Origin of the sequence: Kitasatospora brasiliensis (assembly GCF_032654805.1) — a bacterium.
GTDB classification, from domain to species: Bacteria; Actinomycetota; Actinomycetes; order Streptomycetales; family Streptomycetaceae; genus Kitasatospora; species Kitasatospora brasiliensis.
Genome location: NZ_JAUOOW010000001.1, coordinates 720,337 through 743,026 on the forward strand (window position 1 = coordinate 720,337; position 22,690 = coordinate 743,026).

General features: G+C 71.0%; 22 protein-coding genes and 2 pseudogenes. 3 read left to right on the top strand and 21 right to left on the bottom strand.

Annotated features, from left to right (window positions below; genetic code table 11):
• Positions 1 to 24: 24 nt before the first annotated feature.
• From QWJ13_RS03290 to arc, 17 genes and pseudogenes are all read right to left on the bottom strand, one after another.
• A complete protein-coding gene (locus QWJ13_RS03290; protein WP_316520332.1) occupies positions 25 to 1,182 on the bottom strand; it encodes an NAD(P)/FAD-dependent oxidoreductase in 1,158 nt (385 codons plus the stop codon).
• A gap of 121 nt (positions 1,183 to 1,303) precedes the next feature.
• A complete protein-coding gene (gene tatC / locus QWJ13_RS03295) occupies positions 1,304 to 2,197 on the bottom strand; it encodes a twin-arginine translocase subunit TatC (RefSeq protein ID WP_432277445.1) in 894 nt (297 codons plus the stop codon).
• A 139-nt stretch (positions 2,198 to 2,336) separates the two neighbouring features.
• Positions 2,337 to 2,495, bottom strand: a pseudogene (tatA, locus tag QWJ13_RS03300) (Sec-independent protein translocase subunit TatA); the annotation flags it as partial.
• Between the two features lie 226 nt (positions 2,496 to 2,721).
• Positions 2,722 to 2,934: a hypothetical protein gene (locus tag QWJ13_RS03305; protein ID WP_316520334.1), complete on the bottom strand. Its 213-nt coding sequence runs from the start codon at positions 2,932 to 2,934 to the stop codon at positions 2,722 to 2,724.
• Between the two features lie 30 nt (positions 2,935 to 2,964).
• The gene (locus QWJ13_RS03310; protein WP_316520335.1) at positions 2,965 to 3,144 is read right to left on the bottom strand and encodes a hypothetical protein; all 180 of its coding nucleotides are present in this window, start codon (positions 3,142 to 3,144) and stop codon (positions 2,965 to 2,967) included.
• A gap of 54 nt (positions 3,145 to 3,198) precedes the next feature.
• Complete coding sequence (locus QWJ13_RS03315) at positions 3,199 to 4,155, bottom strand: helix-turn-helix transcriptional regulator (RefSeq protein WP_316520336.1); 957 nt, start codon at positions 4,153 to 4,155, stop codon at positions 3,199 to 3,201.
• Complete coding sequence (locus tag QWJ13_RS03320) at positions 4,152 to 5,126, bottom strand: helix-turn-helix transcriptional regulator (RefSeq protein ID WP_316520337.1); 975 nt, start codon at positions 5,124 to 5,126, stop codon at positions 4,152 to 4,154. The genes QWJ13_RS03315 and QWJ13_RS03320 overlap by 4 nt, the downstream gene beginning before the upstream one ends.
• Before the next feature lie 165 nt (positions 5,127 to 5,291).
• Entirely contained in the window at positions 5,292 to 5,675 is a 384-nt protein-coding gene (locus tag QWJ13_RS03325) for an FKBP-type peptidyl-prolyl cis-trans isomerase (protein WP_316520338.1), read from the bottom strand.
• A gap of 108 nt (positions 5,676 to 5,783) precedes the next feature.
• Positions 5,784 to 7,100 (bottom strand): FKBP-type peptidyl-prolyl cis-trans isomerase, encoded by a 1,317-nt coding sequence (locus tag QWJ13_RS03330; protein WP_316520340.1) that lies wholly within the window; start codon positions 7,098 to 7,100, stop codon positions 5,784 to 5,786.
• A gap of 245 nt (positions 7,101 to 7,345) precedes the next feature.
• A complete protein-coding gene (locus QWJ13_RS03335; protein ID WP_316520341.1) occupies positions 7,346 to 8,335 on the bottom strand; it encodes an FKBP-type peptidyl-prolyl cis-trans isomerase in 990 nt (329 codons plus the stop codon).
• Between the two features lie 125 nt (positions 8,336 to 8,460).
• The gene (gene pafA, locus QWJ13_RS03340) at positions 8,461 to 9,822 is read right to left on the bottom strand and encodes a Pup--protein ligase (protein ID WP_316520343.1); all 1,362 of its coding nucleotides are present in this window, start codon (positions 9,820 to 9,822) and stop codon (positions 8,461 to 8,463) included.
• A 118-nt stretch (positions 9,823 to 9,940) separates the two neighbouring features.
• A complete protein-coding gene (gene prcA / locus QWJ13_RS03345) occupies positions 9,941 to 10,696 on the bottom strand; it encodes a proteasome subunit alpha (protein WP_316520345.1) in 756 nt (251 codons plus the stop codon).
• A gap of 31 nt (positions 10,697 to 10,727) precedes the next feature.
• Positions 10,728 to 11,525: a proteasome subunit beta gene (prcB, locus tag QWJ13_RS03350; protein WP_432277446.1), complete on the bottom strand. Its 798-nt coding sequence runs from the start codon at positions 11,523 to 11,525 to the stop codon at positions 10,728 to 10,730.
• Positions 11,522 to 11,599, bottom strand: a pseudogene (locus QWJ13_RS34305) (endonuclease VII domain-containing protein); the annotation flags it as partial. The gene prcB and the pseudogene QWJ13_RS34305, both read right to left, overlap by 4 nt.
• A gap of 99 nt (positions 11,600 to 11,698) precedes the next feature.
• On the bottom strand, positions 11,699 to 11,917 hold the full coding sequence (locus tag QWJ13_RS03355) for a ubiquitin-like protein Pup (RefSeq protein ID WP_188299085.1): 219 nt from the start codon (positions 11,915 to 11,917) through the stop codon (positions 11,699 to 11,701).
• Positions 11,918 to 12,091: 174 nt separating this feature from the next.
• The gene (gene dop / locus QWJ13_RS03360; RefSeq protein ID WP_316520349.1) at positions 12,092 to 13,603 is read right to left on the bottom strand and encodes a depupylase/deamidase Dop; all 1,512 of its coding nucleotides are present in this window, start codon (positions 13,601 to 13,603) and stop codon (positions 12,092 to 12,094) included.
• A 228-nt stretch (positions 13,604 to 13,831) separates the two neighbouring features.
• Positions 13,832 to 15,598, bottom strand: coding sequence for a proteasome ATPase (gene arc, locus QWJ13_RS03365; protein WP_316520350.1), 1,767 nt, complete (start codon positions 15,596 to 15,598; stop codon positions 13,832 to 13,834).
• 287 nt (positions 15,599 to 15,885) lie between these two features.
• On the opposite strand from arc, the gene QWJ13_RS03370 reads away from it, so the two are divergent.
• Positions 15,886 to 16,191 (top strand): ferredoxin, encoded by a 306-nt coding sequence (locus tag QWJ13_RS03370; RefSeq protein ID WP_316520352.1) that lies wholly within the window; start codon positions 15,886 to 15,888, stop codon positions 16,189 to 16,191.
• Positions 16,192 to 16,199: 8 nt separating this feature from the next.
• Here the strand turns inward: QWJ13_RS03370 and QWJ13_RS03375 are convergent, their stop codons facing one another.
• The 3 genes from QWJ13_RS03375 to QWJ13_RS03385 form a co-directional block, all read right to left on the bottom strand.
• Positions 16,200 to 16,814, bottom strand: a complete 615-nt coding sequence (locus tag QWJ13_RS03375) for a hypothetical protein (RefSeq protein WP_316520353.1) — start codon at positions 16,812 to 16,814, stop codon at positions 16,200 to 16,202.
• A gap of 126 nt (positions 16,815 to 16,940) precedes the next feature.
• Positions 16,941 to 17,900 carry a tRNA (adenine-N1)-methyltransferase gene (locus QWJ13_RS03380; protein WP_316520355.1) on the bottom strand — a complete coding sequence of 320 codons (960 nt, stop codon included), beginning with the start codon at positions 17,898 to 17,900 and terminating at the stop codon, positions 16,941 to 16,943.
• A gap of 57 nt (positions 17,901 to 17,957) precedes the next feature.
• Positions 17,958 to 19,169 (bottom strand): site-2 protease family protein, encoded by a 1,212-nt coding sequence (locus QWJ13_RS03385; RefSeq protein ID WP_316520356.1) that lies wholly within the window; start codon positions 19,167 to 19,169, stop codon positions 17,958 to 17,960.
• A 167-nt stretch (positions 19,170 to 19,336) separates the two neighbouring features.
• Between QWJ13_RS03385 and QWJ13_RS03390 the strand changes: the two genes are divergently transcribed.
• Positions 19,337 to 20,236 (top strand): RecB family exonuclease, encoded by a 900-nt coding sequence (locus tag QWJ13_RS03390; RefSeq protein ID WP_316520357.1) that lies wholly within the window; start codon positions 19,337 to 19,339, stop codon positions 20,234 to 20,236.
• Positions 20,237 to 20,908 carry a response regulator gene (locus QWJ13_RS03395; RefSeq protein ID WP_049650980.1) on the top strand — a complete coding sequence of 224 codons (672 nt, stop codon included), beginning with the start codon at positions 20,237 to 20,239 and terminating at the stop codon, positions 20,906 to 20,908.
• Between the two features lie 86 nt (positions 20,909 to 20,994).
• Here the strand turns inward: QWJ13_RS03395 and QWJ13_RS03400 are convergent, their stop codons facing one another.
• Complete coding sequence (locus QWJ13_RS03400; RefSeq protein ID WP_316520359.1) at positions 20,995 to 22,602, bottom strand: ABC transporter substrate-binding protein; 1,608 nt, start codon at positions 22,600 to 22,602, stop codon at positions 20,995 to 20,997.
• Positions 22,603 to 22,690 lie beyond the last annotated feature (88 nt).

Below are 22,690 nucleotides of genomic sequence, written 5' to 3' on the forward strand. Positions count from 1 at the left end.
GCAGGGAATCTCCCGACCGGGCCGTCACCCGGCCGGGAAGCGGTCCGCCCGGAACGGCGCGAGGTCCGGCTCCGGCCGCTTGCCGGTGAGCTGCTCGCTGATCAGCAGCCCGGTCGCCGGGGCCAGCCCGATGCCGGCCCCCTCGTGCCCGCAGGCGTGGTACAGCCCGGGTACCCGGGGGTCCGCCCCGATCGCCGGGAGGTGGTCCGGCAGGTACGGGCGAAAGCCCCGGTAGGCGCGCAGCACGGTGACCTCGGAGAGCACCGGGAAGAGCTCCGCGGCCTGGGCGGCCAGTCGGCGCAGCACCTCCTGGGAGAGCGTGCGGTCGAAGCCGACCCGCTCCCGGCTGGCGCCGATCAGCACCGGCCCGCCCGGGGTGCCCTCCACCACGGCGGAGGTCTCCAGCCCGGCCGAGCCGCTGGCCACGTTGGCCACGTAGTCGGCGGCGTACACCTTGTGCCGGACGATCCGCGGCAGCGGCTCGGTGACCAGGACGAAGCCGCGCCGGGGCAGCACCGGCAGGTGCGCTCCGGCCAGCGCGGCCAGCTCGCCGCCCCAGGTCCCGGCCGCGTTCACCACGGCGGGCGTGGCCAGGCTGCGCCGGTCGGTCCGCACGGCGCGCACGGCGCCGTCCGGGCCCCGGTCCACCGCCGTGACGCTCTCCCCGGTGATCAGCTCCGCGCCCATCCGGCGGGCCTCGCGCAGCAGGTGGGCGGCGGCCAGGGCGGGCTGGACCTGGGCGTCCTGCGGGTAGTGGAAGCCGCCGGCCAGGCCCTCGGCCAGGTGCGGCTCCAGCTCGCGCAGCCGCTCGCCGGGCACCTCCTCGGCCTGGACCCCGGCCTCCCGCTGCCGGGCGGCGAAGGCCCGCAGCGCCTCCTGCCCGGCGGCGGTCGGGGCGACCACCAGGCCGCCCTTGGCCTCGTACTCGATCGCCGGGCCGAGCCGCTCGGCGAGTTCGCGCCAGAGCCGGGTGCTGAGCAGGGCGAGGTCGAGTTCGGGGCCTGGCTCCTTGTCGGAGACCAGCAGGTTGCCCTCGCCCGCGCCGGTGGTCCCACCGGCCACCGGTCCGCGGTCCACGACGGTGACGGCGAGCCCGGCGCGGGCGGCGTAGTAGGCGCAGGCGGCGCCGACCACACCGGCGCCGACCACGACGACGTCCAGGGGAGGCCTCTCGGCGGTCATCAGCACACCAGTAATATGTCACATGCCATCGCCACTGACCAGAGGGCGGCGAAAAGCCCCGGCCCACCGCTCGAAAGCGGCGGACCGGGGCCGATCGGGGCCGATCAGATCAAGGGCCTGCTCAGGTGATGTCGTCCATCTCGTCCCGGCGGGACGCCGGCACCGGCGCACCGGCCGCCGGGGTGGTCGAGGCCTGGACCATCTCCGCCCCGGCCACCGGCCGCACGGTGAGGTCCACCTGCGAGGCCTCCTCGTCGTCCAGGTCCGCGTCCGGGTTGTTGCGGCGCTTGCGCTTGTCGTTGAAGAGCGCGACCCCCACCGCGACGAAGTACAGCCCCCAGATCGGCGCGGCCAGGGCCAGCATGCTCAGCGGCTCGGCGCTCGGCGTGGCGAAGGCCGCGAACACCGTGATGCCCATGACCATGCCGCGCCACCAGCCCAGCAGCCGCTTGCCGGTGACCACGCCGATCATGTTCAGCATCACCAGCAGCAGCGGGAACTCGAAGGCCAGGCCGAAGACCAGCACCATCCGGGTGGCGATGTCGAAGTAGTCCTCGGGCGGCAGGATCGGCGTGGTGTTGTTCGGGGTGAACGAGATCAGCACGTCGACCGTGGTCGGCAGCACCAGGATGGCCAGGGCCACGCCGGCCAGGAACAGCGGCGTCCCGCAGACCAGGAAGATGACCGTGTACTTCTTCTCGTGCCGGTGCAGGCCGGGCGCCACGAAGGCCCAGACCTGGTACAGCCAGATCGGCACGGTCGCGACCACACCGGCCGTCAGGGCCACCTTGAGCATCCAGGTGAAACCGGCGGTCAGACCGATGTTGGAGACCTGGGCGCACTTGCCGTGGTAGTGCTCGACCAGTTCCTTGGTGTCACAGCGCGGCAGCGGCTTCAGCAGCAGGTCCTCCAGCTGCCGGTGGTAGATCGCCGCCACGATGGTGAGCAGCACGATCGCCAGGACCGACTTGATCACCCGGTTGCGCAGTTCCCGCAGGTGATCGGCGAGGGCCATCCGCCCCTCAGGATCTTTTGGCGCCTTCGACGCCTTGGAGAGCTTGCTCAACCCCGGTCCTCAACTCGTGCGTGGGGGCCCGCCGGTCGACGGGCCTCCGAAGTCGCGTACGTCACGTGCGCCGCGCTCAGTGCGGGCGCTGGTCGGACTCGCCGTCCGAACGCATCGCCTTGGCCTCGCTCTTCAGGATCCGCATCGACTTCCCCAGCGAGCGCGCCACCTCGGGCAGTCGCTTGGCTCCGAACAGCACGATGGCGAGAACCACGATCACCACGATCGCGGTCATCGAGATGCGCATGCGCGACCACCTTCACTCATGGCGGCCCGACGAGCCGTCCGCTGCGGATGGTAACCGCTGCGGATGACGCCACGACGACGGCCGCCCGAACAGGACAGCGGCCCCCGGTACACGGTTCAGGAGCCACCTGAGAGCGTAACCCGCCCTCACCCGCACGCAGCAGTCCCCGGTACCGCCGGGAGTCCGGCCGTGCCAAGCGACCGGGACGGCTGTCCGACCGAAACGGCTACGCGACCGGGACACCCTGCTCCGCGGCCGGGACACTCTCGCCCGGCACCGCGTCCGCCAGCTCCTCCGCCGCCGTGGCCAACGCCCGCGAGGCCTGGTCCACACCCTTGGCGAGCGTCCGCACGTCCAGCCAGAGCCGGATCGCGAGGACCCCGAGGACCAGCAGGCCCGCGGTGGCGAGCAGGACGGCGGCGACGAGCATCCAGGACATGCGCCCCAGCCTATACGCGCCGTACGGGGGTCAACCCTCCACCGGGACGAGCCGCATGGTCCGCACCCCGGCCCCGGTGAGCGCCTCGACGATCTTCTCCCCGGCCGGCTTGCGCACCGCCGCCCCGCACCGCGGGCAGCCGAAGCTGTAGTGCGCCTGGGCCGGGGTGCGGCCGAGGGTGAGCCGGAACTCCTCGGCCGGGAGCTCCACCTTCTCCCGACACTCGGAGCAGTACACCTTGAATCTGGTCCCGGGTTCCACCGCTCAGACCTGCCCCTCCCCGTAGGCGGCCAGCGCCTCCCGCGCGGCCGAGCGCGCCTGCTCGGCCAGTTCGGGCGGCGAGACGATCCGGCCGTCCCGGCCCAGCCGCAGCGCCAGCGGGCGCAGCTGGGAGGGGTCGGCGCTGCGCAGGGTGATCCGCAGCCCGCCGTCCGGCAGTTCCTCGGCCCGGTCGTGGGTGTAGTACTCGGCCACCCAGCGGCCGCCGGAGGAGACCTCGACCACCACCTCCGGGTCGTCCGCCGCCGGGTTGACCAGCCCGCCACTCAGGTCGCGCGGCTCGCGCCGGGGCGGGTCGGCCGGGACGTCCAGGACACGGATCTCGGCGACCCGGTCGAGCCGGAACATCCGGTGGTCCTCGGAGGTGCGGCACCACGCCTCAAGGTAGGTGTGGCCCTCGGTGAGCAGCCGGATCGGGTCGACCTCGCGCTCGGTCATCCCGCCGCGCCCGTGCGAGTAGTAGCGCAGCCAGAGCCGGCGGCCCTCGCTGAGCGCGCGGTCGATGTCGGCGAAGACGTGGCTCTCGGCCTCGAAGGTCACGCCGACCCGGGCACTGCCCTCGGCACTCTCCCCTGCCGCGTTCTCGATCTTGGCGACGGCCCGGGTGAGCGCCTCCCGGTCCCCGGCCCGCAGGCCCGGCAGCCCGGCCACCGCCCGGGCGGCCACCAGCAACGCGGTCGCCTCGTCGGCGGCCAGCCGCAGCGGCTGGGCCACGTCGTCGACGTTGTGCCACCAGATCCGCTCGCCGTCGGTGTCGATGTCGAGCAGGTCGCCGCCGCGGAAACTGGTGCCGCACATCGGCAGCACGTTGAGGTCCCCGATCAGCTCGCGCTCGCTGATCCCGAAGGCCCGGGCCACCTCGGCGACCTCGGCGCCCGGCCGCTCCCGCAGGTAGGTGACCAGCGACAGCATCCGTCGTGTCTGGTCGATCGCATTGCTCATGCCCGCACATCCTCAGTACCCGCGACCGCCCGCAGCCGGTCGATCACATCCGCCCTCAGCTCCTCCGGCCCGAGCACCAGCACGTCCGGCCCGAACTCGGCCAGGTCCGCGCCCAGCCCGTTGCCGTACGGGATCTCCAGCTCGTCCCAGGCCTCGTCCACCCGGGTGCTGGTCAGCGCCTTGGTGCGCAGCGGGAAGCCGGCGTCCCGGCGGACCCGTACGGTCGCGGTGGCGGTGGCGCCCTCGCCGGCGAACTTCGCCACGGTGGCCCGGACGTCCACGTGCTCGGGCACGGTGCCGAGGAAGGCCCCGGACTTCGCCTTCACCCGGCCGGTGATCCGGCTGAGCCGAAACACCCGGGCGTCGCCCCGGTCCCGGTCGTACCCGGCCAGGTACCAGTGCCCGCGCCAGCACTCCAGCGCCCACGGCTCGACGCTGCGCTGCTCGACGGCGGCGGCGCCGGCCTTGCGGTACTCGAAGGTGACCGGACGGCGGTCCCGGGCGGCGGTGAGCAGCGGCTCGAACGCGGCCTCCCGGGCGGGAATGCGCGGCTCCAGGGCGGTACGGCCCTCGGCCTCGGCGAACGGCACCCCGGCCGCGCGCAGCTTCTGGAGGGCGCCGCTGGCCGCGCCGGACATCTTGGCCTGCTGCCAGACCCGGGCGGCCAGGGTCAGCGCGGCCGCCTCCTCGGCGTCCAGGGCGATCTCGGGCAGCCGGTTGCGGTCGGCCCGGGCCAGGTAGCCGAGCTCGCCGTCCAGGGTGCTCTCGTCGACGTCGATCACCAGGCCGAGCTCGCGCAGGTCGTCCTTGTCCCGCTCGAACATCCGGTTGAAGGCGTCCTCGCTGCTGCTCTGCCAGGCCTCGCGGTACGCCTCGATGGATTCCCGCAGCTCCTTCTTGGAGAGCGGACGTCTGGTGTTCATCAGGCACAGGGCGAGATTCATCAGCCGCTCTGCCTTGGCGATCGCCATCGCTGACCCTTCCGGTGTGCCGCGCCGCGCGCGGGGTGCGCCAACCGGGCGATCACCACCCGGCGGGACCGACCGTACCGGTAGCGGTACGCCGTGCAAAAGCGGCCTCCCGAAACGCCCGTGGGCCGGGCCCCCGGAGGGGTCCGGCCCACGGCCACGACGGGCTCAGACGCCCAGCAGGTCGACCACGAAGATCAGGGTCGAGTGCGGCGGGATCGCCGGGGTCGGCGACTGGGCGCCGTACGCCAGGTGCGACGGGATGGTCAGCTCGCGACGGCCGCCGACCTTCATGCCGACGACGCCCTGGTCCCAGCCCTTGATGACGCGGCCGGCGCCCAGCGGGAACTGGAACGGGCCGGTGCCCCGGTTCCAGCTCGCGTCGAACTCCTCGCCGGTCTCGAAGGTCACGCCGACGTAGCGGACGCTGACGACCTGGCCCGGCTTGGCCTCATCGCCGTCACCGACGACGATGTCGCGGATCTGCAGCTCCTTCGGGGCGTCCCCGATCGGGAAGTCGATCTCGGGCTTCTCGTTGAGGTTGACGCTCACAGTCCCTCTTCTCACATTCACTGTCATGGCGGCCGCGTGTGCGCTGTCGTCGCGCCCGCGCGGCCGGACCCGAAGGTCACACGCGCACCATTGTCACCCGGAAGTGACTCAGCCCTGACCGGCGTCCAGGATGTCCACCACGAAGACCAGCGTCGAGTTGGCCGGGATGTCGCCCTGGCCCTTGTCGCCGTAGCCCAGCGAGGCCGGGATCACCAGCTCGACCCGGCTGCCGACCGTCTGGCCCTCCAGGCCCTGGTCCCAGCCCTGGATGACCTGGCCGCCGCCGACCGGGAAGGTGAACGCCTGGCCCTTGCTGAGCGAGGAGTCGAACACCTTGCCGTCCTTGAACAGCGCGCCGGTGTACTGGACGACGACCTTCTCGCCCTTCTCCACCTTCGGCCCGGTGCCCTTGATCAGGACGTGCGACTTCAGCTCGGTCGGGTCCGCCGCCCCGGGCACCGGGGTGATCTCGGCCGGCTTCTTGCCGTTGTCCTTGACCTGCGGGAAGTCCGCCGGCGGCGGGGTGACGGTACCGCTGACCACCGCGTCGGGCGCGTTGGCGTTGCGGATGTCGATCACGAAGATCAGGTCGTCCTTGGCGCCGATCGACATGTCGGCCTTGCCCTGCGAGCCGAAGGCGGCGGCCGGCGGGGCCACCACCAGCAGCCGGGAGCCGGCCTTCTTGCCGATCACGGCCTGGTCCAGCGCCGGGATCAGCGCGTCGGTGCCGGCCTGGAAGATCTGCGGCTTCCCGCTGGCGTCGTACGAGCTCGGGATGTCCTTGCCGGTGTTCCAGTCCTTGGCGGTGTAGTCCACCGAGGTCCAGGAGTTCTTGTCCACCTTGGCGCCGGTGCCCTCGGTGAGCACCTTGACCACGAACGAGCCGTCGGACGCCTCGCCCGGCACCTGGATCTCGGCCTTCTTGCCGAACTCGCCGGTGACCGTCGGCAGCACCTTGGCGCTGTCCTTGATCGGCGGCACCGGCTCGGCGCTCGGCGTGGGCGGCGCGGTCTTGGCGGCGTCCGGCTTGGCGGCCGAGGCGCTGTCCTTGGAGCCGTCCTTGTTCACCATGTAGAGCGTGATGCCGCTGCCGACCAGCAGCACGGCCAGCACCGTGCCGAGGATCACGCCCAGCTTGCCGACGCCGGGCGGGTTCTCGTCGTACCCGGCCTCCGAGCTGTCGGACTTGCGCACGTTGGACGCGAAGATCTGCGGGGCGTCGTCCGTCTTGGTCCCGCCCGAGGCGCGCGGCTCGTCGCCGGGCTGCGCCCAGCCGGCCTGCTGCGCCAGGATCGCCGGGGGAACGACGATCGACTCGCGCTCCGCCCCAGCCGGGCCGCCGGGACGAGAGGCGACCGGGTCACCCGCAGAGCTGTCGTTCGCCGCGGTGCCGGCCCCGCCCGGGCTCGGCGTCTTCTCAGTCATGACTCCCCATCCATCTCGCCACGAGGTCTTCCAGATCTACGCCCGGCGTGGAACGCCGGCCTGCGGTCGCACCGCCCGCCCCGGACCTCGGCGCCGGGCGGCGCCTGCCACAGTGCGTGGGCAGTATGACAGCTCAGGATGAGGGCGGACGCTTCGTTGTACGAGCGTCCGCCCAAGCGTACGGAATCCCCGGGGTGACTTCGAGGGCCCCGTCCGATGGATCCTGACGGGGACCTGCCCGGGCCCTAGACCGCTTCCAGGATGTCGATCACGAAGACCAGGGTCGAGTTCGGCGGCACCGAGCCCTGGGCCTTGTCCTGGTAGCCGAGCGCGGGCGGCACCACCAGCAGGATCCGGCTGCCGACGTTCTGCCCGACCAGCCCCTTGTCCCAGCCTTCGATCACACTGCCGGTGCCGATCTGCACCGCCTGCGCGCCGCCGTGCGTCCAGGAGGCGTCGAACTGCTGCCCGTCGGCCCACAGCACCCCGGTGTACTGCACCACCAAGGTCTGCCCGCTCTTGACCTGCTTGCCCTCGCCCTTGATCAGCACCGCCTGCTCCAGGTCGGCGGGCGGGGCCTGCCCGGCCGGGACGGTGATCGTCGCCGCCGCCTTGCCGTTGTCCTTGACCTGCGGCATCGTCGCGGCCGGCTCGGCCATCGTCCCGCTGAGCGTGGAGTCCGGCGGCAGGCTCTCCATGATGTCCAGGACGAACACCACGGTGTCGCCCTTGTTGACGCCCAGCTGGGTGGAGCCCTGCTCGCCGAAGGCCGCCGCCGGCGGAGCCACCACCAGCAGCCGGGTTCCCACCTTCTTGCCGATCACGCTCTGGTCCAGCGCCGGCACCAGCTGCCCGCTGCCGGCCTGGTAGAGCTGCGGCTTGCCGTTGGCGTCGTACGAGCTGGGCAGGTCCTTGCCCGTGGTCCAGTTCTTGGCGGTGTAGTTGACCGTCACCCAGTCGCCCTTGTTGACGGCCGCGCGGTCGCCCTCGCTGACCGTGTTCACCACGAACTGGCCGGTGGGCTGCTGGCCCTCGGGGATGGTGATGGTGGCCTTGCTGCCGAACCCGCCACCCGAAAGGGTGGGCATCGGCGACGCCTCGCCGACCGGGGCGGGCACCGTCGGGGCGGCGCTGGCCGGGGACGGCGACGCCGGTGAGGCCGCCTTGGGCGAACTGCCACAGGCGACCGCGAGCAGCAGCGGCAGGGTGAGAAGCAAACCGGCGGTGCGGCGCACGGTGGTCCTAACTGTCGGTCGAAGTCGGCTCTCCAGACTCGACGGACAGCGTATGCCCGGCATGCGTCCGGCCCCGGTAGACACCACCGGGGCCGGACGCGTGCCTGATCACAACGCCTCAGGGGCTACATCCCCGCGATCAGCTTCTCCACCCGCTCGTCCACCGAGCGGAACGGGTCCTTGCACAGCACCGTGCGCTGCGCCTGGTCGTTCAGCTTCAGGTGCACCCAGTCCACCGTGAAGTCCCTGCGCTGCTCCTGCGCCCGGCGGATGAAGTCCCCGCGCAGCCGCGCCCGGGTGGTCTGCGGCGGGATCGACTTGGCCTCGAAGGTCTTGAGGTCGGTGGTCACCCGCTGCGCCTGCCCCTTGCCCTGGAGCAGGTAGAACAGGCCGCGGCGGCGGTGGATGTCGTGGTACGCGAGGTCGATCTGGGCCACCCGCGGGTTGGACATGCTCATCTGGTGCTTCTCGCGGTAGCGCTCGATGAGCTTGTACTTCATGATCCAGTCGATCTCGGTGGCCACCCCGTCCAGCCGCTCGGTGCGCACGGCCTCCAGGGTGCGGCCCCACAGGTCCAGCACCCGGCCGACGGTGCCGGTGTTGATGCCCTTGCGGTCGGCGAACTCCAGGGCCTTGGTGTAGTACTCCTCCTGGATGTCCAGCGCGCTGGCCTCGCGGCCGTTGGCGAGCCGCACCTGGTGGGTGCCGGTGAGGTCGTGGCTGACCTCGCGGATCGCCCGGATCGGGTTCTCCAGGGTCAGGTCGCGCATCACCACGCCGGCCTCGATCAGCCGCAGCACCAGGTCGGTGGTGCCGACCTTGAGCAGCGTCGTGGTCTCGGACATGTTGGAGTCGCCGACGATCACGTGCAGCCGGCGGTAGCGCTCGGCGTCCGCGTGCGGCTCGTCGCGGGTGTTGATGATCGGACGTGAGCGGGTGGTGGCGGAGCTGACGCCCTCCCAGATGTGCTCGGCGCGCTGGCTGACGCAGAACACCGCGCCGCGCGGGGTCTGGAGCACCTTGCCGGCGCCGCAGATCAGCTGCCGGGTGACCAGGAACGGGATCAGCACGTCGGCCAGCCGGGAGAACTCGCCGTGCCGGGCCACCAGGTAGTTCTCGTGGCAGCCGTAGGAGTTGCCGGCCGAGTCGGTGTTGTTCTTGAAGAGGTAGACGTCCCCCGCGATGCCTTCCTCGTGCAGCCGCCGCTCGGCGTCCACCAGGAGCCCTTCGAGGATGCGCTCCCCCGCCTTGTCGTGCGTCACCAGCTCGACGACGTCGTCGCACTCGGGGGTCGCGTACTCGGGGTGGGAGCCGACGTCGAGGTAGAGGCGGGCGCCGTTGCGCAGGAAGACGTTGCTGCTGCGGCCCCAGGAGACGACCCGGCGGAACAGGTACCGCGCCACCTCGTCCGGTGACAGCCGTCGCTGCCCACGGAACGTGCAGGTCACGCCGTACTCGTTCTCCAGCCCGAAAATCCGGCGGTCCATGAGCACTCCATTCTCTGTCGGAGCTGTCCGAAACCGCCTCCACGACGACTGGGCCGCCGCAGGGGCACCGGAGTCCCGTACGGCGGTCCGGCCGCCGCACGGGACTCCTCAGGAACTGCTACACCGGCGTGCCGTCCGCCGGATTGTCCTCGTCGTCCGCCTCGGCGGACTGGTCCCCGTCGAGCAGCCGGCCCAGCTGGTTGCCCAGGATCCGCTTGAACTTGCGCTGCTGGAACCGCTGGCGGTCGAGGACCGCTACCTCCAGCTGCTCCGGCGTGAGGCTGCGCGGGCTGCCGCCGTTGGGGTCGCGGGCGAGCGAGTCCACCGCGACCTTCACCGCCTCGGTCAGGCTCAGGCCGGCGCGGTGGCGCTGGCCCAGGTAGTTGCCGATCGAGTCGGCGTTGCCGCCGACCACCACGTAGTTCTTCTCGTCCACCACCGAACCGTCCGGCGTGAGCCGGTAGATCTGGTCGTTGTCGGCGGTGCGGCCGACCTCGGCCACGATCAGCTCGACCTCGTACGGCTTCTCGCCGACCGAGGAGAAGATGGTGCCCAGCGTCTGGGCGTACACGTTGGCCAGGCCGCGGGCGGTGACGTCGGCCCGGTCGTAGGAGTAGCCGCGCAGGTCGGCGTAGCGGACGCCGCCGATGCGCAGGTTCTCGAACTCGTTGTAGCGGCCGACCGCCGCGAAGGCGATCTTGTCGTAGATCTCGGAGACCTTGTGGAGCGCCCTGGAGGTGTTCTCCGCGACGAAGACGATGCCGTCGGCGTAGGTGAGCACGACCACGCTGCGGCCGCGCGCGATGCCCTTGCGGGCGTACTCCGCGCGGTCGGCCATGGCCTGCTGGGGTGAGACGTAGAACGGTGTCGACACCGGCGGTCGTCCCTTTCCTGTGAGGTGATGGCTAGAGCAGCGGGGCCTGCGGGCCGTTGGGGCGGGCCAGCCGGTCGTCGGTGATGGCGACGGTCGTCTGCGCGACCTCCGCCTCGGTGAGCCGGCGGAAGCCGTCCTCGGTGATCAGCGAGACGATCGGGAAGATCCGGCGCGCGAGGTCAGGGCCGCCGGTGGCGGAGTCGTCGTCCGCCGCGTCGTACAGCGCCTGGACGACCAGGGTGACGGCCTGGTCGGCCGTCAGGTCCTCGCGGTAGAGCTTCTTCATCGAGCCGCGGGCGAAGACCGAGCCCGAGCCGGTGGCGGCGAACCCGCGTTCCTCGGAACGCCCGCCGGTGACGTCGTAGTTGAAGATCCGGCCGCGGCCGCGGTCCAGGTCGTAGCCGGCGAACAGCGGCACCACCGCGAGGCCCTGCATCGCCATGCCGAGGTTGCCCCGGATCATGGTGGTGAGCCGGTTGGCCTTGCCCTCCAGGGAGAGCGTGGCGCCCTCGATCTTCTCGTAGTGCTCCAGCTCCAGTTGGAACAGCCGGACCATCTCGATCGCGAGGCCGGCGGTGCCGGCGATGCCGACCGCGCTGTACTCGTCGGCCGGGAAGACCTTCTCCATGTCCCGCTGGGCGATCACGTTGCCCATCGTCGCCCGCCGGTCACCCGCGATGACCACGCCGCCGTCGAAGACCGCGGCCACGATCGTGGTCCCGTGCGGGGCCTCGACCACGGCCCCCTCGGGGAGCGAGCGGCGGCCCGGGAGCAGCTCGGGCTGGTGCTCGGCGAGGAAGTCGATGAACGAGGACGACCCCGGGGTCAGGAAGGCAGCCGGTAGACGCCCGGTGCCACGAGTGTTGGCTTCCACACGATTCCTTCCAGGTAGCTTGAAGCGCGCGCTGCCCGCACCCTACCCGCCCGACGATCACTGTCCACGAGTGGAGGGGCCGGTGCCGGACGGTCGCGACCGTGAATTCCGGAATGCCCGGTGACGAGCTATTGCCCGCCCTTCTGGACGAATCCCCGGACGAAATCCTCGGCATTCGACTCAAGGACCTCGTCGATTTCGTCCAGTACCGCGTCGACGTCGTCGCTCAGCTTTTCCTGGCGCTCCTTGAGGTCGTCGGAATTCTGGCTTTCCGCGGCCTGCTCCTCGACCTCCTCGGAGGAGCGGTTCGCCCGCTGCTGGCCGCCGCCGGTGTCCTTGCTCGCCATTTCCCTCACCCCGCTCGATTCGTCTGGCACGGTTGGGTCTCCGCTTGCTGCATCGACCCTATACACAAGGTGCGACAGCCGCTCCCGGTTTGCCGGTGGCGCTTCCTGTCCAACACCCGCTGCCACCCCGGATGATTCCCATTCGGCGGACGTTCACCCATGGTGATCGAAAAGTTACCCGCCGGACAGCACCCGGAGCAGGTCCTCCGCCGTGCGGCAGCGGTCCAGCAGCTCCTTGACGTGGTTGCGGGTGCCGCGCAGCGGCTCCAGCGTGGGCACCCGCTGCAACGAGTCCCGGCCGGGCAGGTCGAAGATCACCGAGTCCCAGGAGGCCGCCGCGACGTGCTCCGCGTACTGCTCCAGGCAGCGCCCGCGGAAGTACGCCCGGGTGTCCTCCGGCGGCTTGGAGACGGCCCGCTCGACTTCATCCTCGGTCAGCAGCCGCTCGAACCGGCCACGGGCCACCAGACGGTTGTAGAGGCCCTTCTCCGGCCGTACGTCGCTGTACTGGAGGTCGACCAGGTGCAGCCGCGGGTTCTCCCAGCCCAGGGCGTCCCGGCTGCGGTAGCCCTCCAGGATCTCCCGCTTGGCGACCCAGTCCAGTTGCCGGGAGAGGGACATCGGGTCGCGCTCCAGCCGCCCCAGGACGTCCTCCCAGCGCGCCAGCACGTCCACCGTCTGCTCGTCCGCGTCGTTGCCGAAGCGGTCCTCGACGTACTTGCGGGCCAGTTCGAAGTACTCCAGCTGGAGCTGGACGGCGGTGAGCTTGCGCCCGTTGCGCAGGGTGATCAGGTGCTTGAGCGTCGGGTCGTGGGAGACCCGGTGGAGGGTGCGCACCGGCTGGTCGACGGCGAGGTCGGCGGCGATGAACGCGTCCTCGATCATCGACAGGACCAGCGAGGTGGTGCCCAGCTTGAGGTAGGTGGAGATCTCGGAGAGGTTGGCGTCCCCGATGATCACGTGCAGCCTGCGGTACTTCTCGGCGTCGGCGTGCGGCTCGTCCCGGGTGTTGATGATCGGGCGCTTGAGCGTGGTCTCCAGGCCGACCTCGACCTCGAAGTAGTCCGCCCGCTGGCTGATCTGGAAGCCGTGCGCCGAGCCGTCCTGGCCGATGCCGACCCGGCCGGCGCCGGTGACCACCTGGCGGGAGACGAAGAACGGGGTGAGGTGGCGGACGATGTCGGCGAACGGTGTCGCCCGCTTCATCAGGTAGTTCTCGTGGGTACCGTAGGAGGCGCCCTTGTTGTCGGTGTTGTTCTTGTACAGGTGGATGTTCTGCCCGTTGGGCAGTTCCAGCGCGCGCTGCGCGGCGGCGGCCATGATCCGCTCGCCGGCCTTGTCCCAGAGCACGGCGTCGCGCGGGTTGGTCACCTCGGGCGAGCTGTACTCGGGGTGCGCGTGGTCCACGTAGAACCGGGCCCCGTTGGTGAGGATCACATTGGCGAGGCCGATGTCCTCGTCGGTGAGCTGGCTGGCGTCCGCGACCTCGCGGGCCAGGTCGAACCCCCGTGCGTCGCGCAGCGGATTCTCCTCCTCGAAGTCCCAGCGGGCCCGCCGTGCCCGGTGCATCGCCGCCGCGTACGCGTTGACGATCTGGGACGAGGTGAGCATGGCGTTGGCGTTGGGGTGCCCGGGCACGGAGATCCCGTACTCGGTTTCGATGCCCATCACGCGCCGTACGGTCATGCGGCCCTCCTTGCCCGGTGCGCCGCCCCCGACGGGCGGAGCACGCTGACGTACCGCCGAACAACACCGACGCCGGGTCCCTTCCCGCGGACGGTGGGTCGAGCCTAGAACCCGGCGCCGACCGGCGGGCCCGGAGACGCGCCGTCCGGCTGCGGGGCCGCGAGGCGCCACAGCCGGACGGGGTGCGTACAGCTCCGGGGACCGCTGCCGGCCCGGGTAACCGCGTGCTTACAGGTACTGCCCCGTGTTGGCGACAGTGTCGATCGAGCGGCCGGACTCGGCGCCCTGCTTGCCGGTGACCAGCGTGCGGATGAAGACGATCCGCTCGCCCTTCTTGCCGGAGATGCGGGCCCAGTCGTCCGGGTTGGTGGTGTTCGGGAGGTCCTCGTTCTCCTTGAACTCGTCGACGCAGGCGGCGAGCAGGTGGGAGACGCGCAGACCGCGCTGACCGTGGTCGAGGAAGTCCTTGATGGCCATCTTCTTCGCCCGGTCGACGATGTTCTGGATCATCGCGCCGGAGTTGAAGTCCTTGAAGTACAGGACCTCCTTGTCACCGTTGGCGTAGGTGACCTCCAGGAAGCGGTTCTCCTCCGTCTCGGAGTACATCCGCTCCACCACCGACTGGATCATCGCGGCGACGGTGGCCTCGACGGAGCCGTCGTGCTCCTTGAGGTCGTCCGGGTGGAACGGCAGCGAGTCCCTGAGGTACTTGGAGAAGATGTCCTTCGCGGCCTCGGCGTCCGGACGCTCGATCTTGATCTTGACGTCCAGCCGGCCGGGCCGCAGGATCGCCGGGTCGATCATGTCCTCGCGGTTCGAGGCGCCGATGACGATGACGTTCTCCAGGCCCTCCACGCCGTCGATCTCGGCCAGCAGCTGCGGGACGATGGTGTTCTCCACGTCCGAGCTGACACCCGAGCCGCGGGTGCGGAACAGCGACTCCATCTCGTCGAAGAAGACGATGACGGGCGTGCCCTCGCCCGCCTTCTCCCGGGCCCGCTGGAAGACCAGGCGGATCTGCCGCTCGGTCTCGCCGACGTACTTGTTGAGCAGCTCGGGGCCCTTGATGTTGAGGAAGTAGCTCTTCCCCTGGGGGCGGCCGGTCACCTCGGCGACCTTCTTCGCCAGCGAGTTGGCGACCGCCTTGGCGATCAGCGTCTTGCCGCAGCCGGGCGGGCCGTAGAGCAGCACGCCCTTGGGCGGGCGCAGCTCGTATTCCTTGAAGAGGTCGGCGTGCAGGTACGGCAGCTCGACCGCGTCGCGGATCAGCTCGATCTGGTTGCTGAGGCCGCCGATCTGCCGGTAGTCGATGTCCGGGACCTCTTCGAGGACCAGCTCCTCGACCTCGGACTTCGGCACGACCTCGAACACGTAGCCGGAGCGGGGCTCCAGCAGCAGGGAGTCCCCGGCCCGGATGGTCATCCCGCGCAGCGGCTCGGCGAGGCGCACCACGCGCTCCTCGTCGGTGTGCCCCAGGACCAGGGCACGCTCGCCGTCGTCCAGGACCTCTTTGAGGGTGACGATCTCGCCGATGCTCTCGAAGGCCATCGCGTCCACGATGTTGAGGGCCTCGTTGAGCATCACTTCCTGACCGCGTCGCACCTCGTCGAGGGCGACGGTGGGGCTGACGTTCACGCGGAGCTTGCGCCCACCGGTGAAGATGTCCGCGGTGCCGTCCTCGTTCGCGTCGAGGAAGGTGCCGAAGCCGGCCGGGGGCTGAGCCAGCCGGTCCACTTCCTCCTTGAGGGCCACGATCTGGTCGCGGGCCTCGCGCAGGGTGGACGCGAGCCGTTCGTTCTGGGCGGTCACGCCCGCCAGGTTGGTCTGGAGCTCGACGATCCGCTCTTCGAGGATCCTCGAATTGCGCGGCGAGTCGGCGAGCTTGCGGCGCAGCACGGCGATTTCCTGCTCAAGGTACGAGACCTGTGCGGCCTCGTCGGAACCACGAGCGGGCCTGCCGGTGCTGCGGTTGTAGTCGTCATCGTGGGCAGCCACGGTCCTCACCTCCTCCGGGGAGCTGGACGCTTCCAGACCCTACCTGGGACCAGGGGTCCGTAAACCCCTAGATCAAGAAAGATGGAACGGGCGTGTCCGATCTTCGCCCCAGCGTGCTTCCCCTCTGCTTAGGGGGATACCCACCGCGCACCACCCAAAGCGGGCCAGATGTATCGTCGAGCGAAGTGATATCCGATCGCGACCACAACTCAGGGTCCGATCGTTGTACGAATGGCGGGATTGCTCCAGGAATAGGGGCGACCCGGGACAGAAACGGCAGGGGACCCATGTCGGTGACCGAGCAGACGGCGGCAGCGGCCGAGGCGCTGGAGGTGTGGATCGACCAGGATCTGTGCACCGGCGACGGCATCTGCGCGCAGTACGCACCCGAGGTCTTCGAGCTCGACATCGACGGGCTGGCCTACGTGAAGGGGCCGGACGACGAGCTGCGCCAGCAGCCCGGGGAGACCGCCCCGGTGCCGCTGACGATCCTTCAGGACGTGGTGGACTCGGCGAAGGAGTGCCCCGGCGATTGCATCCACGTGCGCCGGGTCGCCGACCGGGTCGAGGTGTACGGTCCGGACGCGGAGTAGTCGACCCGTCACACGGCGGAGACCGGGGCGGCGGTCTGGGAGCGTTCCCAGCCGCCGCCCTTCGGCGTCCAGGTGAGGTCGAGTGAGATGTCGGGCCGGAAGCGCGGCACGTCCTCGCTGGAGTACCCCTGCGCGTGGCCGGTGACGGCGCCGTCCGAACGCACCGCGATCCGGCTCACGGTGAGGTTCTCGCGCTCGGTGAGCAGGGTGGCCGCCACTTCCGGGCGGCCGTCCGGGCCGAAGTCGAGCAGGAAGACGGCGTCCGGCGGGGTGCCGGTTTCGGCGGCGCAGTGCGCGGCTACCACCGTGGCGGCCCGCCCGTCGCCGAGCCGCGCGGACACGTCGAGCACCGTCTTGACCGGGAACGGGCCGCAGTCCAGCGGGAGTTGGACCTGGGCCGGGTCGGGGCCCGCGGTCGCGGCGAGCGGCTTGGGCGCGGGGTGCGCGGACACCGGGGTGCCGGTCGCCGGGGAGGCGGCCAGCGCGGCCGCCACCACCGCGCCGCAGCCGGCCAGGGCGACGATCCAGTGCCAGGGGGCGGTTCTCGCGTGCCGGGGCCGGGTGCGGCCCCCCGGTGCCTGCTGTCCAGCCGTCGCCGTCGTCGTCCCGACCGCGGTCTCCACCAGGCGTCCCCTCCAGGGTTCCGGCCACCAACGCGTGTGCGAGCATCGTCCCACACCGCGATCGGGCCGATGCGAAAGGGGTGGTACGAGCACCTTGCTCGTACCACCCCTCGGCGGTCTTCGGACTCAGCCCAGGTCGGGCTGCTCCGTCTCCGTGTCGCGGGCGGCCTTGCGGGCGGCCGCGCGTTCCTGGAGGGTGGGCTCGGGCGCCCCGCTGTCGTAGTCCTCGCCGTACGCGCCCTTGGCCGGACGGCGGCGGCGCAGCGGCGGCTCGACGCCGTCCGCCAGGCGGCGGGCGGTGAGCAGGAAGCCGGTGTGGCCGATCATCCGGTGGTCCGGGCGGACCGCCAGGCCCTCCAGGTGCCAGGTGCGGACCATGGTCTCCCAGGCCTGCGGCTCGGTGAAGGTGCCGTGGTCGCGCAGCGCCTCGACGGTCTTCGACATCTGCGTGGTGGTGGCCACGTAGCAGCAGATGAGACCGCCGGGGACGAGCGCCTTGGAGGCGACGTCCAGGCACTCCCAGGGGGCCAGCATGTCGAGGATGACGCGGTCGACGTCGGTCTCGACCAGGTTGTCCTGGAGGTCGCCGACGGTCAGCTTCCACGCCGGGTGCGGACCGCCGAAGTAGCGCTCGACGTTCCCCTGGGCGATGTCGGCGAAGTCCTGGCGGCGCTCGTAGGAGGCCAGCATGCCCTGCTCTCCGACGGCGCGCAGCAGGTACGTGCTGAGCGCGCCGGAGCCGACACCGGCTTCGACGACGCGGGCGCCGGCGAAGATGTCGGCCATCGCCAGGATCTGACCCGCGTCCTTCGGGTAGATCACGGCGGCGCCGCGCGGCATGGACAGGACGTAGTCGGGGAGCAGGGGGCGCAGCGCGAGGTACGGGACGTTACCCGTGGTGCGCACGACCGTGCCCTCAGGAGCGCCGATCAGCTCGTCGTGCGGGAACGCACCCTTGTGGGTGTGGAACTGGTTCCCGGCCTGGAGCGTGAACGTGTAGTGGCGACCCTTGGGGTCGGTCAGCTGGACCTGGTCCCCGACCTGGAAGGGCCCGCGTCGGCGGGCGGCACCGGTCGGTTCGGACATGCGGACAATCCTAAGGGAAGCGCGCCCGCCCGCGAGACGCGGGTGATCACCGGGCAGTCAGCGGCCGCCCACGGCGGCGGTCAGCCGCTGCTCGATGTCACTCAGCGCGGCGACGCCGTACACCCGGCCGTCCGGCTCGACCACCAGGTACTCCCCCGCCGGAGCGGCCTGGATGGCGCGCAGCAGGTCCTCGCCGCCGAGGTCGGCGTCCAGCCGCAGACCGGGCTCCAGGTCGCGGGCGAGCGGGCCGACGGCCACCCAGGGGCGGCGGTGCTCGGGCACCGAGCGGACGGCGGACTCACGCACGATGGCGATCGGCTCGCCCCGGCCGTCCACCACGATCACCGCGCCGGCCTTGGCCTCGTGGGCCCGGCGCAGCGCCTCGCCGAGCGGGGTGTCGGCGGTGACCTCGACGGCCCGCCGGGCGAGGTCGCGCAGCCGCAGCGCGGGCAGCGCCTCCTTGAGCCGGGCGTTGCGCAGGCTGCCGGTGGCGCCGTTCCAGATGATCGCGGCGAGCACGGCGGCCAGCACCGCGTCCACCAGGGTGTCGGTGGAGCTGCGCTCGACCCCGCGGGCGGCGCTCGCCAGCGGCAGGCCGATCAGCACCGCGACGGCCAGGGCGCGGCCGACCCAGGCGGCGGCCACCGTGCCGGCCATCGGCTTGCCGGTGAGCGCCCAGACGACCGCGCGCAGCATCCGGCCGCCGTCCAGCGGCAGGCCGGGCAGCAGGTTGAAGGCGGCGACCACCAGGTTGGAGATCATCAGGCCGGTCAGCAGCACCCCGGGCACGGTGGACAGCTCCACCGCCCGCACCGCGAGGTAGAACACCCCGCCGAGCGCCAGCGAGAGCAGCGGGCCCACGAAGGCCAGCCAGAACTCCCGCCAGGGGCTCTCCGCCTCGTTCTCGATCTCGGAGACCCCGCCGAAGAACTGGAGCTGGATCCGCCGCACCCCGAGCTTGTAGCGCAGCGCGACCAGGGTGTGGGCGAGCTCGTGCACCAGGACGGAGGCGTAGAAGGCGACCGCGAAGAAGAACGCGATCAGGTAGCGGGTGGCGCCGAGGTCGGGCAGCACCTCGCCCAGCTGCCCGCCGAACACCCAGGTGATCAGGGCGGCGATGACGAACCAGGAGGGGGTGACGTAGATGGGCACGCCGAAGGGCCGGCCCATCAGGAGGCCGCCGCCGCGCTCGGGCGGCGCCCCTGCCGGACGCCGGCCACCGTCCTGCGGTGGCTGCTCGGAGGGCCGCTGCCCTCTGCTGTCGCTCACCGTGATCCCTTCGGTCGTCTCTCCCGTCGTGCCCCGGTGCGCCCACGCTACGTGATCGCCGCCCGACGGTGCCGCGCGCCCCTCTTTCCGGCTTCATACCCACTCCGGCGCCGCTCTGGCAGCACCGTGGCAGCGGGATGACAGCAAAGGGCAATAGGGTCGTAGCCATGCAGCACACCGAGACCAGCAGTGCCGCCGGGCGTCCGGCGGCACCCCCGACCGGCCTCTCCCCGTCGCGCGCGGGGGACTTCCTCACCTGTCCCCTGCTGTACCGGCTGCGGGTGATCGACCGGCTGCCCGAGCCGCCGAGCTCGGCGGCGACCAGGGGCACGCTGGTGCACGCGGTGCTGGAGCGGCTCTTCGACAGCCCGGCGACCGAGCGGACGCCGGAGCGGGCCCTGGGCCTGCTGCGCCCGCAGTGGGAGCGGCTGTTGGGCGAGCGCCCGGAGCTGGCCTCGCTGTTCCCGGAGGACCCGGACGGCGCGGCGCTGACCCGTTGGCTGGCGGACGCCGAGAAGCTGCTCGGCCAGTGGTTCCGGCTGGAGGACCCGACCCGGCTGCACCCGGTGGAGCGGGAGCTCTACGTGGAGACGGCCCTGGAGTCGGGGCTGCTGCTGCGCGGCTACATCGACCGGGTGGACGTCGCCCCCACCGGTGAGGTCCGGCTGGTCGACTACAAGACCGGCCGGGCGCCCTCGCGGGACTTCGAGGGCAAGGCGATGTTCCAGATGAAGTTCTACGCCCTGGTGGTGTGGCGCTGGAAGGGCGTGATCCCCAAGCGCCTCCAGCTGGTCTACCTCGGCGGCGGCGGGGACGTGGTCACGTACGACCCGGACCAGGCGGACCTGCTCGCGGTGGAGCGCAAGCTCCAGGCGCTGTGGGAGCGGATCAGCCACGCGGTGGCCACCGGGGACTTCCCGGCCACCCGCAACCGCCTCTGCGACTGGTGCGACCACCAGGCCAGCTGCCCGGAGTTCGGCGGCACCCCGCCGCCCTACCCCCTGCCGCTGGCCCGTACGTCGGATGAGAGCGATCCCACGGGGGATCCGATGAGCGAGGAGTCCTAGGTGACGATCCGAGTGCTGCTGGTCGACGACCAGCCGCTGCTGCGCACCGGTTTCCGGATGATCCTGGAGGCCGAGTCCGACCTCGTGGTGGTCGGTGAGGCCGGCGACGGCCAGCAGGCGCTGGACCAGGTGCGGGCGCTCCAGCCCGACGTGGTGCTGATGGACATCCGGATGCCCAGGATGGACGGCGTCGAGGCGACCCGCCGGATCGCCGGCCCGGGGCGCGACGGCCCGGCCAAGGTGCTGGTGCTGACCACCTTCGACCTGGACGAGTACGTGGTGGAGGCGCTGCGCGCGGGTGCCAGCGGCTTCCTGCTGAAGGACGTCCCGGCCGAGGAGCTGGTGCAGGCGATCCGGGTGGTCGCGGACGGCGCGGCGATGCTGGCACCGAGCATCACCCGCCGGCTGCTGGACATGTACGCCACCAAGCTGCCCTCGGGCGACGAGGCGCCGCCGCAGGCGCTGGGCGCGCTGACCGAGCGCGAGCTGGAGGTGCTGAAGCTGGTGGCGCGCGGGCTGTCGAACGCGGAGATCGCGGCCGAGCTGTTCGTCAGCGAGACCACCGTGAAGACCCATGTGGGCCATGTGCTGACCAAGCTCCAGCTGCGCGACCGGGTGCAGGCGGCGGTGTACGCCTACGAGAGCGGCCTGGTGCGCCCGGGCGCCCTGTAGGACCGGCCCGCGGGCAGAAACGTCACGGCGGCCCGCCTGCTCCCCCGTACCGACGGGGAAGCGGGCGGGCCGCCGCTTCGTGCCTGCTACTTGTTGGTCCGGCTGATCTCCCAGAAGCGGAAGTAGCCGGTGGTGTCGACGGTGGACTCGACGCCGGTGACGTACGAGCGCGACGCGTAGAAGGACTTGTTCTGGTACAGCGGGATCATCGGCACGCTCTCGGCCCCGATCTGCTGGATCTGCGTGTAGGTGGCGGCCGCCGTGCTGCGGTCGGTCTGCTTGAGGCCGTCCGGCACCAGCCGGCCGCTGATCCGCGCGTCGTCCCAACCGGTGTGGTAGGCACCGCCGTTGACCAACAGCGGGGTGAGGTAGTTGTCCGGGTCCGGGTAGTCGGCGAACCAACCGATGACGTACGCCTGGTACTTGCCGTCGGCCCAGCCCTTGCGGTAGGCGTCCCAGTCCGGCTCCTGGGCGAGCGTCACCTGGAAGAGGCCGCCGGTCTCCAGCTGCTTCTTGAGCGTCTCGGCCTCGTTGCTGCCGGCCCGCGAACGGGACCAGGTGAGGGTGAACTTGACCGGGGTCTGAACCTTGGCGTCGGCCAGGATCTTCTTGGCCTTGTTCACGTCCTGGTCGCCGTAGCGGTCGAAGAAGGCCGTGCTGTGGCCGGGCAGGCCGGCCGGGACCATGGAGTAGAGCGCCTGGACGGTGCGGGCGAAGACGTCGCGGGCCAGCGCCTTGCGGTCCATCATCTGAGCGGCGGCCTGGCGGACGGCCTGGTTGCTCATCAGCGGGTCCTTGGTGTTGAACACCAGGTACCGGGTGTCGTTGCTGTCGCCCTCGGCCACCTGGAGGTCGGTCTTGCCGCCCTGCTGGTCGGAGCGGACCTGGGCGGCGGTGTTCGGCTCCAGGCTGTTGTCGGTGACGTCGACCTCGCTCTTGTCCAGCGCGGCCTTCAGGTCGTCGGCCTTGTCGAAGTACCGCACCGTGAACTTGCTGTTGCGCAGCTTGGCCTCGCCGCCGTACTTGTCGTTGGCCGCCAGCACGACCTTGCCCAGCTGCTTGCCGCCCTTGAAGCTCTCGATCGACTCGATGCGGTACGGGCCGGAGCCGATCTGCTTGTCGTTGGGCAGCGCCTTGTCGGCGGGGTAGTACTGGTGGTCCACGATGGCGCCGGCCGGGGTCGCCAGCTTGGCCGGCAGGGTGGAGTCGGGGGTGGAGAGGTGGAAGATCACCTCGTTGTCGCCCTTGGCCTCGACGGACTTGATCGAGTCGAGCAGTTCGGCCGGGCCGCTGGGGTCGTTGATCTTCTTGGTGCGCTCGACCGAGAAGACCACGTCCTGGGCCGTCAGCGGGTGCCCGTTGGAGAACTTCAGACCGGGCTTCAGGGTGCAGTGGTACTCGGTGGCCTCACCGTTGGTGAACTCGCAGGACTGCGCGGCGTCCGGGGAGGGCGAGCTGGCGGCGGCCTGGAAGGTGAGCAGCGACTGGAAGGTGTTGCGCAGCAGCGTCCAGGAGCCGGCGTCGTAGGCGACGGCCGGGTCCAGGACACCGGTCAGCTGGCTGGTACCCATGGTGATCGACTTGTCGCCGCCGCCCCCATTGACCACGTCGGTCACCGATCCGCACCCGGTCACCGAGACGGCGACCAGACCGGCGCAACCGAGTACTGCCAGGCGTTCAGCTGAAGTCTTCACGAGGCGCGTCCTTCTGGGTGGCACGAACTGGAGTAGCGTGCCACATCGAACACGTACCACCGGTACCTGGTCAGGTGACGTTTGGGAC

Excerpts from the sequence above, each read along its gene's own strand:
- QWJ13_RS03290 (WP_316520332.1), bottom strand. The coding sequence starts at position 1,182 with ATGACCGCCGAGAGGCCTCCCCTGGACGTCGTCGTGGTCGGCGCCGGT.
- tatC (WP_432277445.1), bottom strand. The coding sequence starts at position 2,197 with ATGGCCCTCGCCGATCACCTGCGGGAACTGCGCAACCGGGTGATCAAG.
- QWJ13_RS03305 (WP_316520334.1), bottom strand. The coding sequence starts at position 2,934 with ATGTCCTGGATGCTCGTCGCCGCCGTCCTGCTCGCCACCGCGGGCCTG.
- QWJ13_RS03315 (WP_316520336.1), bottom strand. The coding sequence starts at position 4,155 with ATGAGCAATGCGATCGACCAGACACGACGGATGCTGTCGCTGGTCACC.
- QWJ13_RS03320 (WP_316520337.1), bottom strand. The coding sequence starts at position 5,126 with ATGGCGATCGCCAAGGCAGAGCGGCTGATGAATCTCGCCCTGTGCCTG.
- QWJ13_RS03330 (WP_316520340.1), bottom strand. The coding sequence starts at position 7,100 with ATGACTGAGAAGACGCCGAGCCCGGGCGGGGCCGGCACCGCGGCGAAC.
- pafA (WP_316520343.1), bottom strand. The coding sequence starts at position 9,822 with ATGGACCGCCGGATTTTCGGGCTGGAGAACGAGTACGGCGTGACCTGC.
- QWJ13_RS03355 (WP_188299085.1), bottom strand. The coding sequence starts at position 11,917 with ATGGCGAGCAAGGACACCGGCGGCGGCCAGCAGCGGGCGAACCGCTCC.
- dop (WP_316520349.1), bottom strand. The coding sequence starts at position 13,603 with ATGACCGTACGGCGCGTGATGGGCATCGAAACCGAGTACGGGATCTCC.
- QWJ13_RS03370 (WP_316520352.1), top strand. The coding sequence starts at position 15,886 with ATGTCGGTGACCGAGCAGACGGCGGCAGCGGCCGAGGCGCTGGAGGTG.
- QWJ13_RS03380 (WP_316520355.1), bottom strand. The coding sequence starts at position 17,900 with ATGTCCGAACCGACCGGTGCCGCCCGCCGACGCGGGCCCTTCCAGGTC.
- QWJ13_RS03390 (WP_316520357.1), top strand. The coding sequence starts at position 19,337 with ATGCAGCACACCGAGACCAGCAGTGCCGCCGGGCGTCCGGCGGCACCC.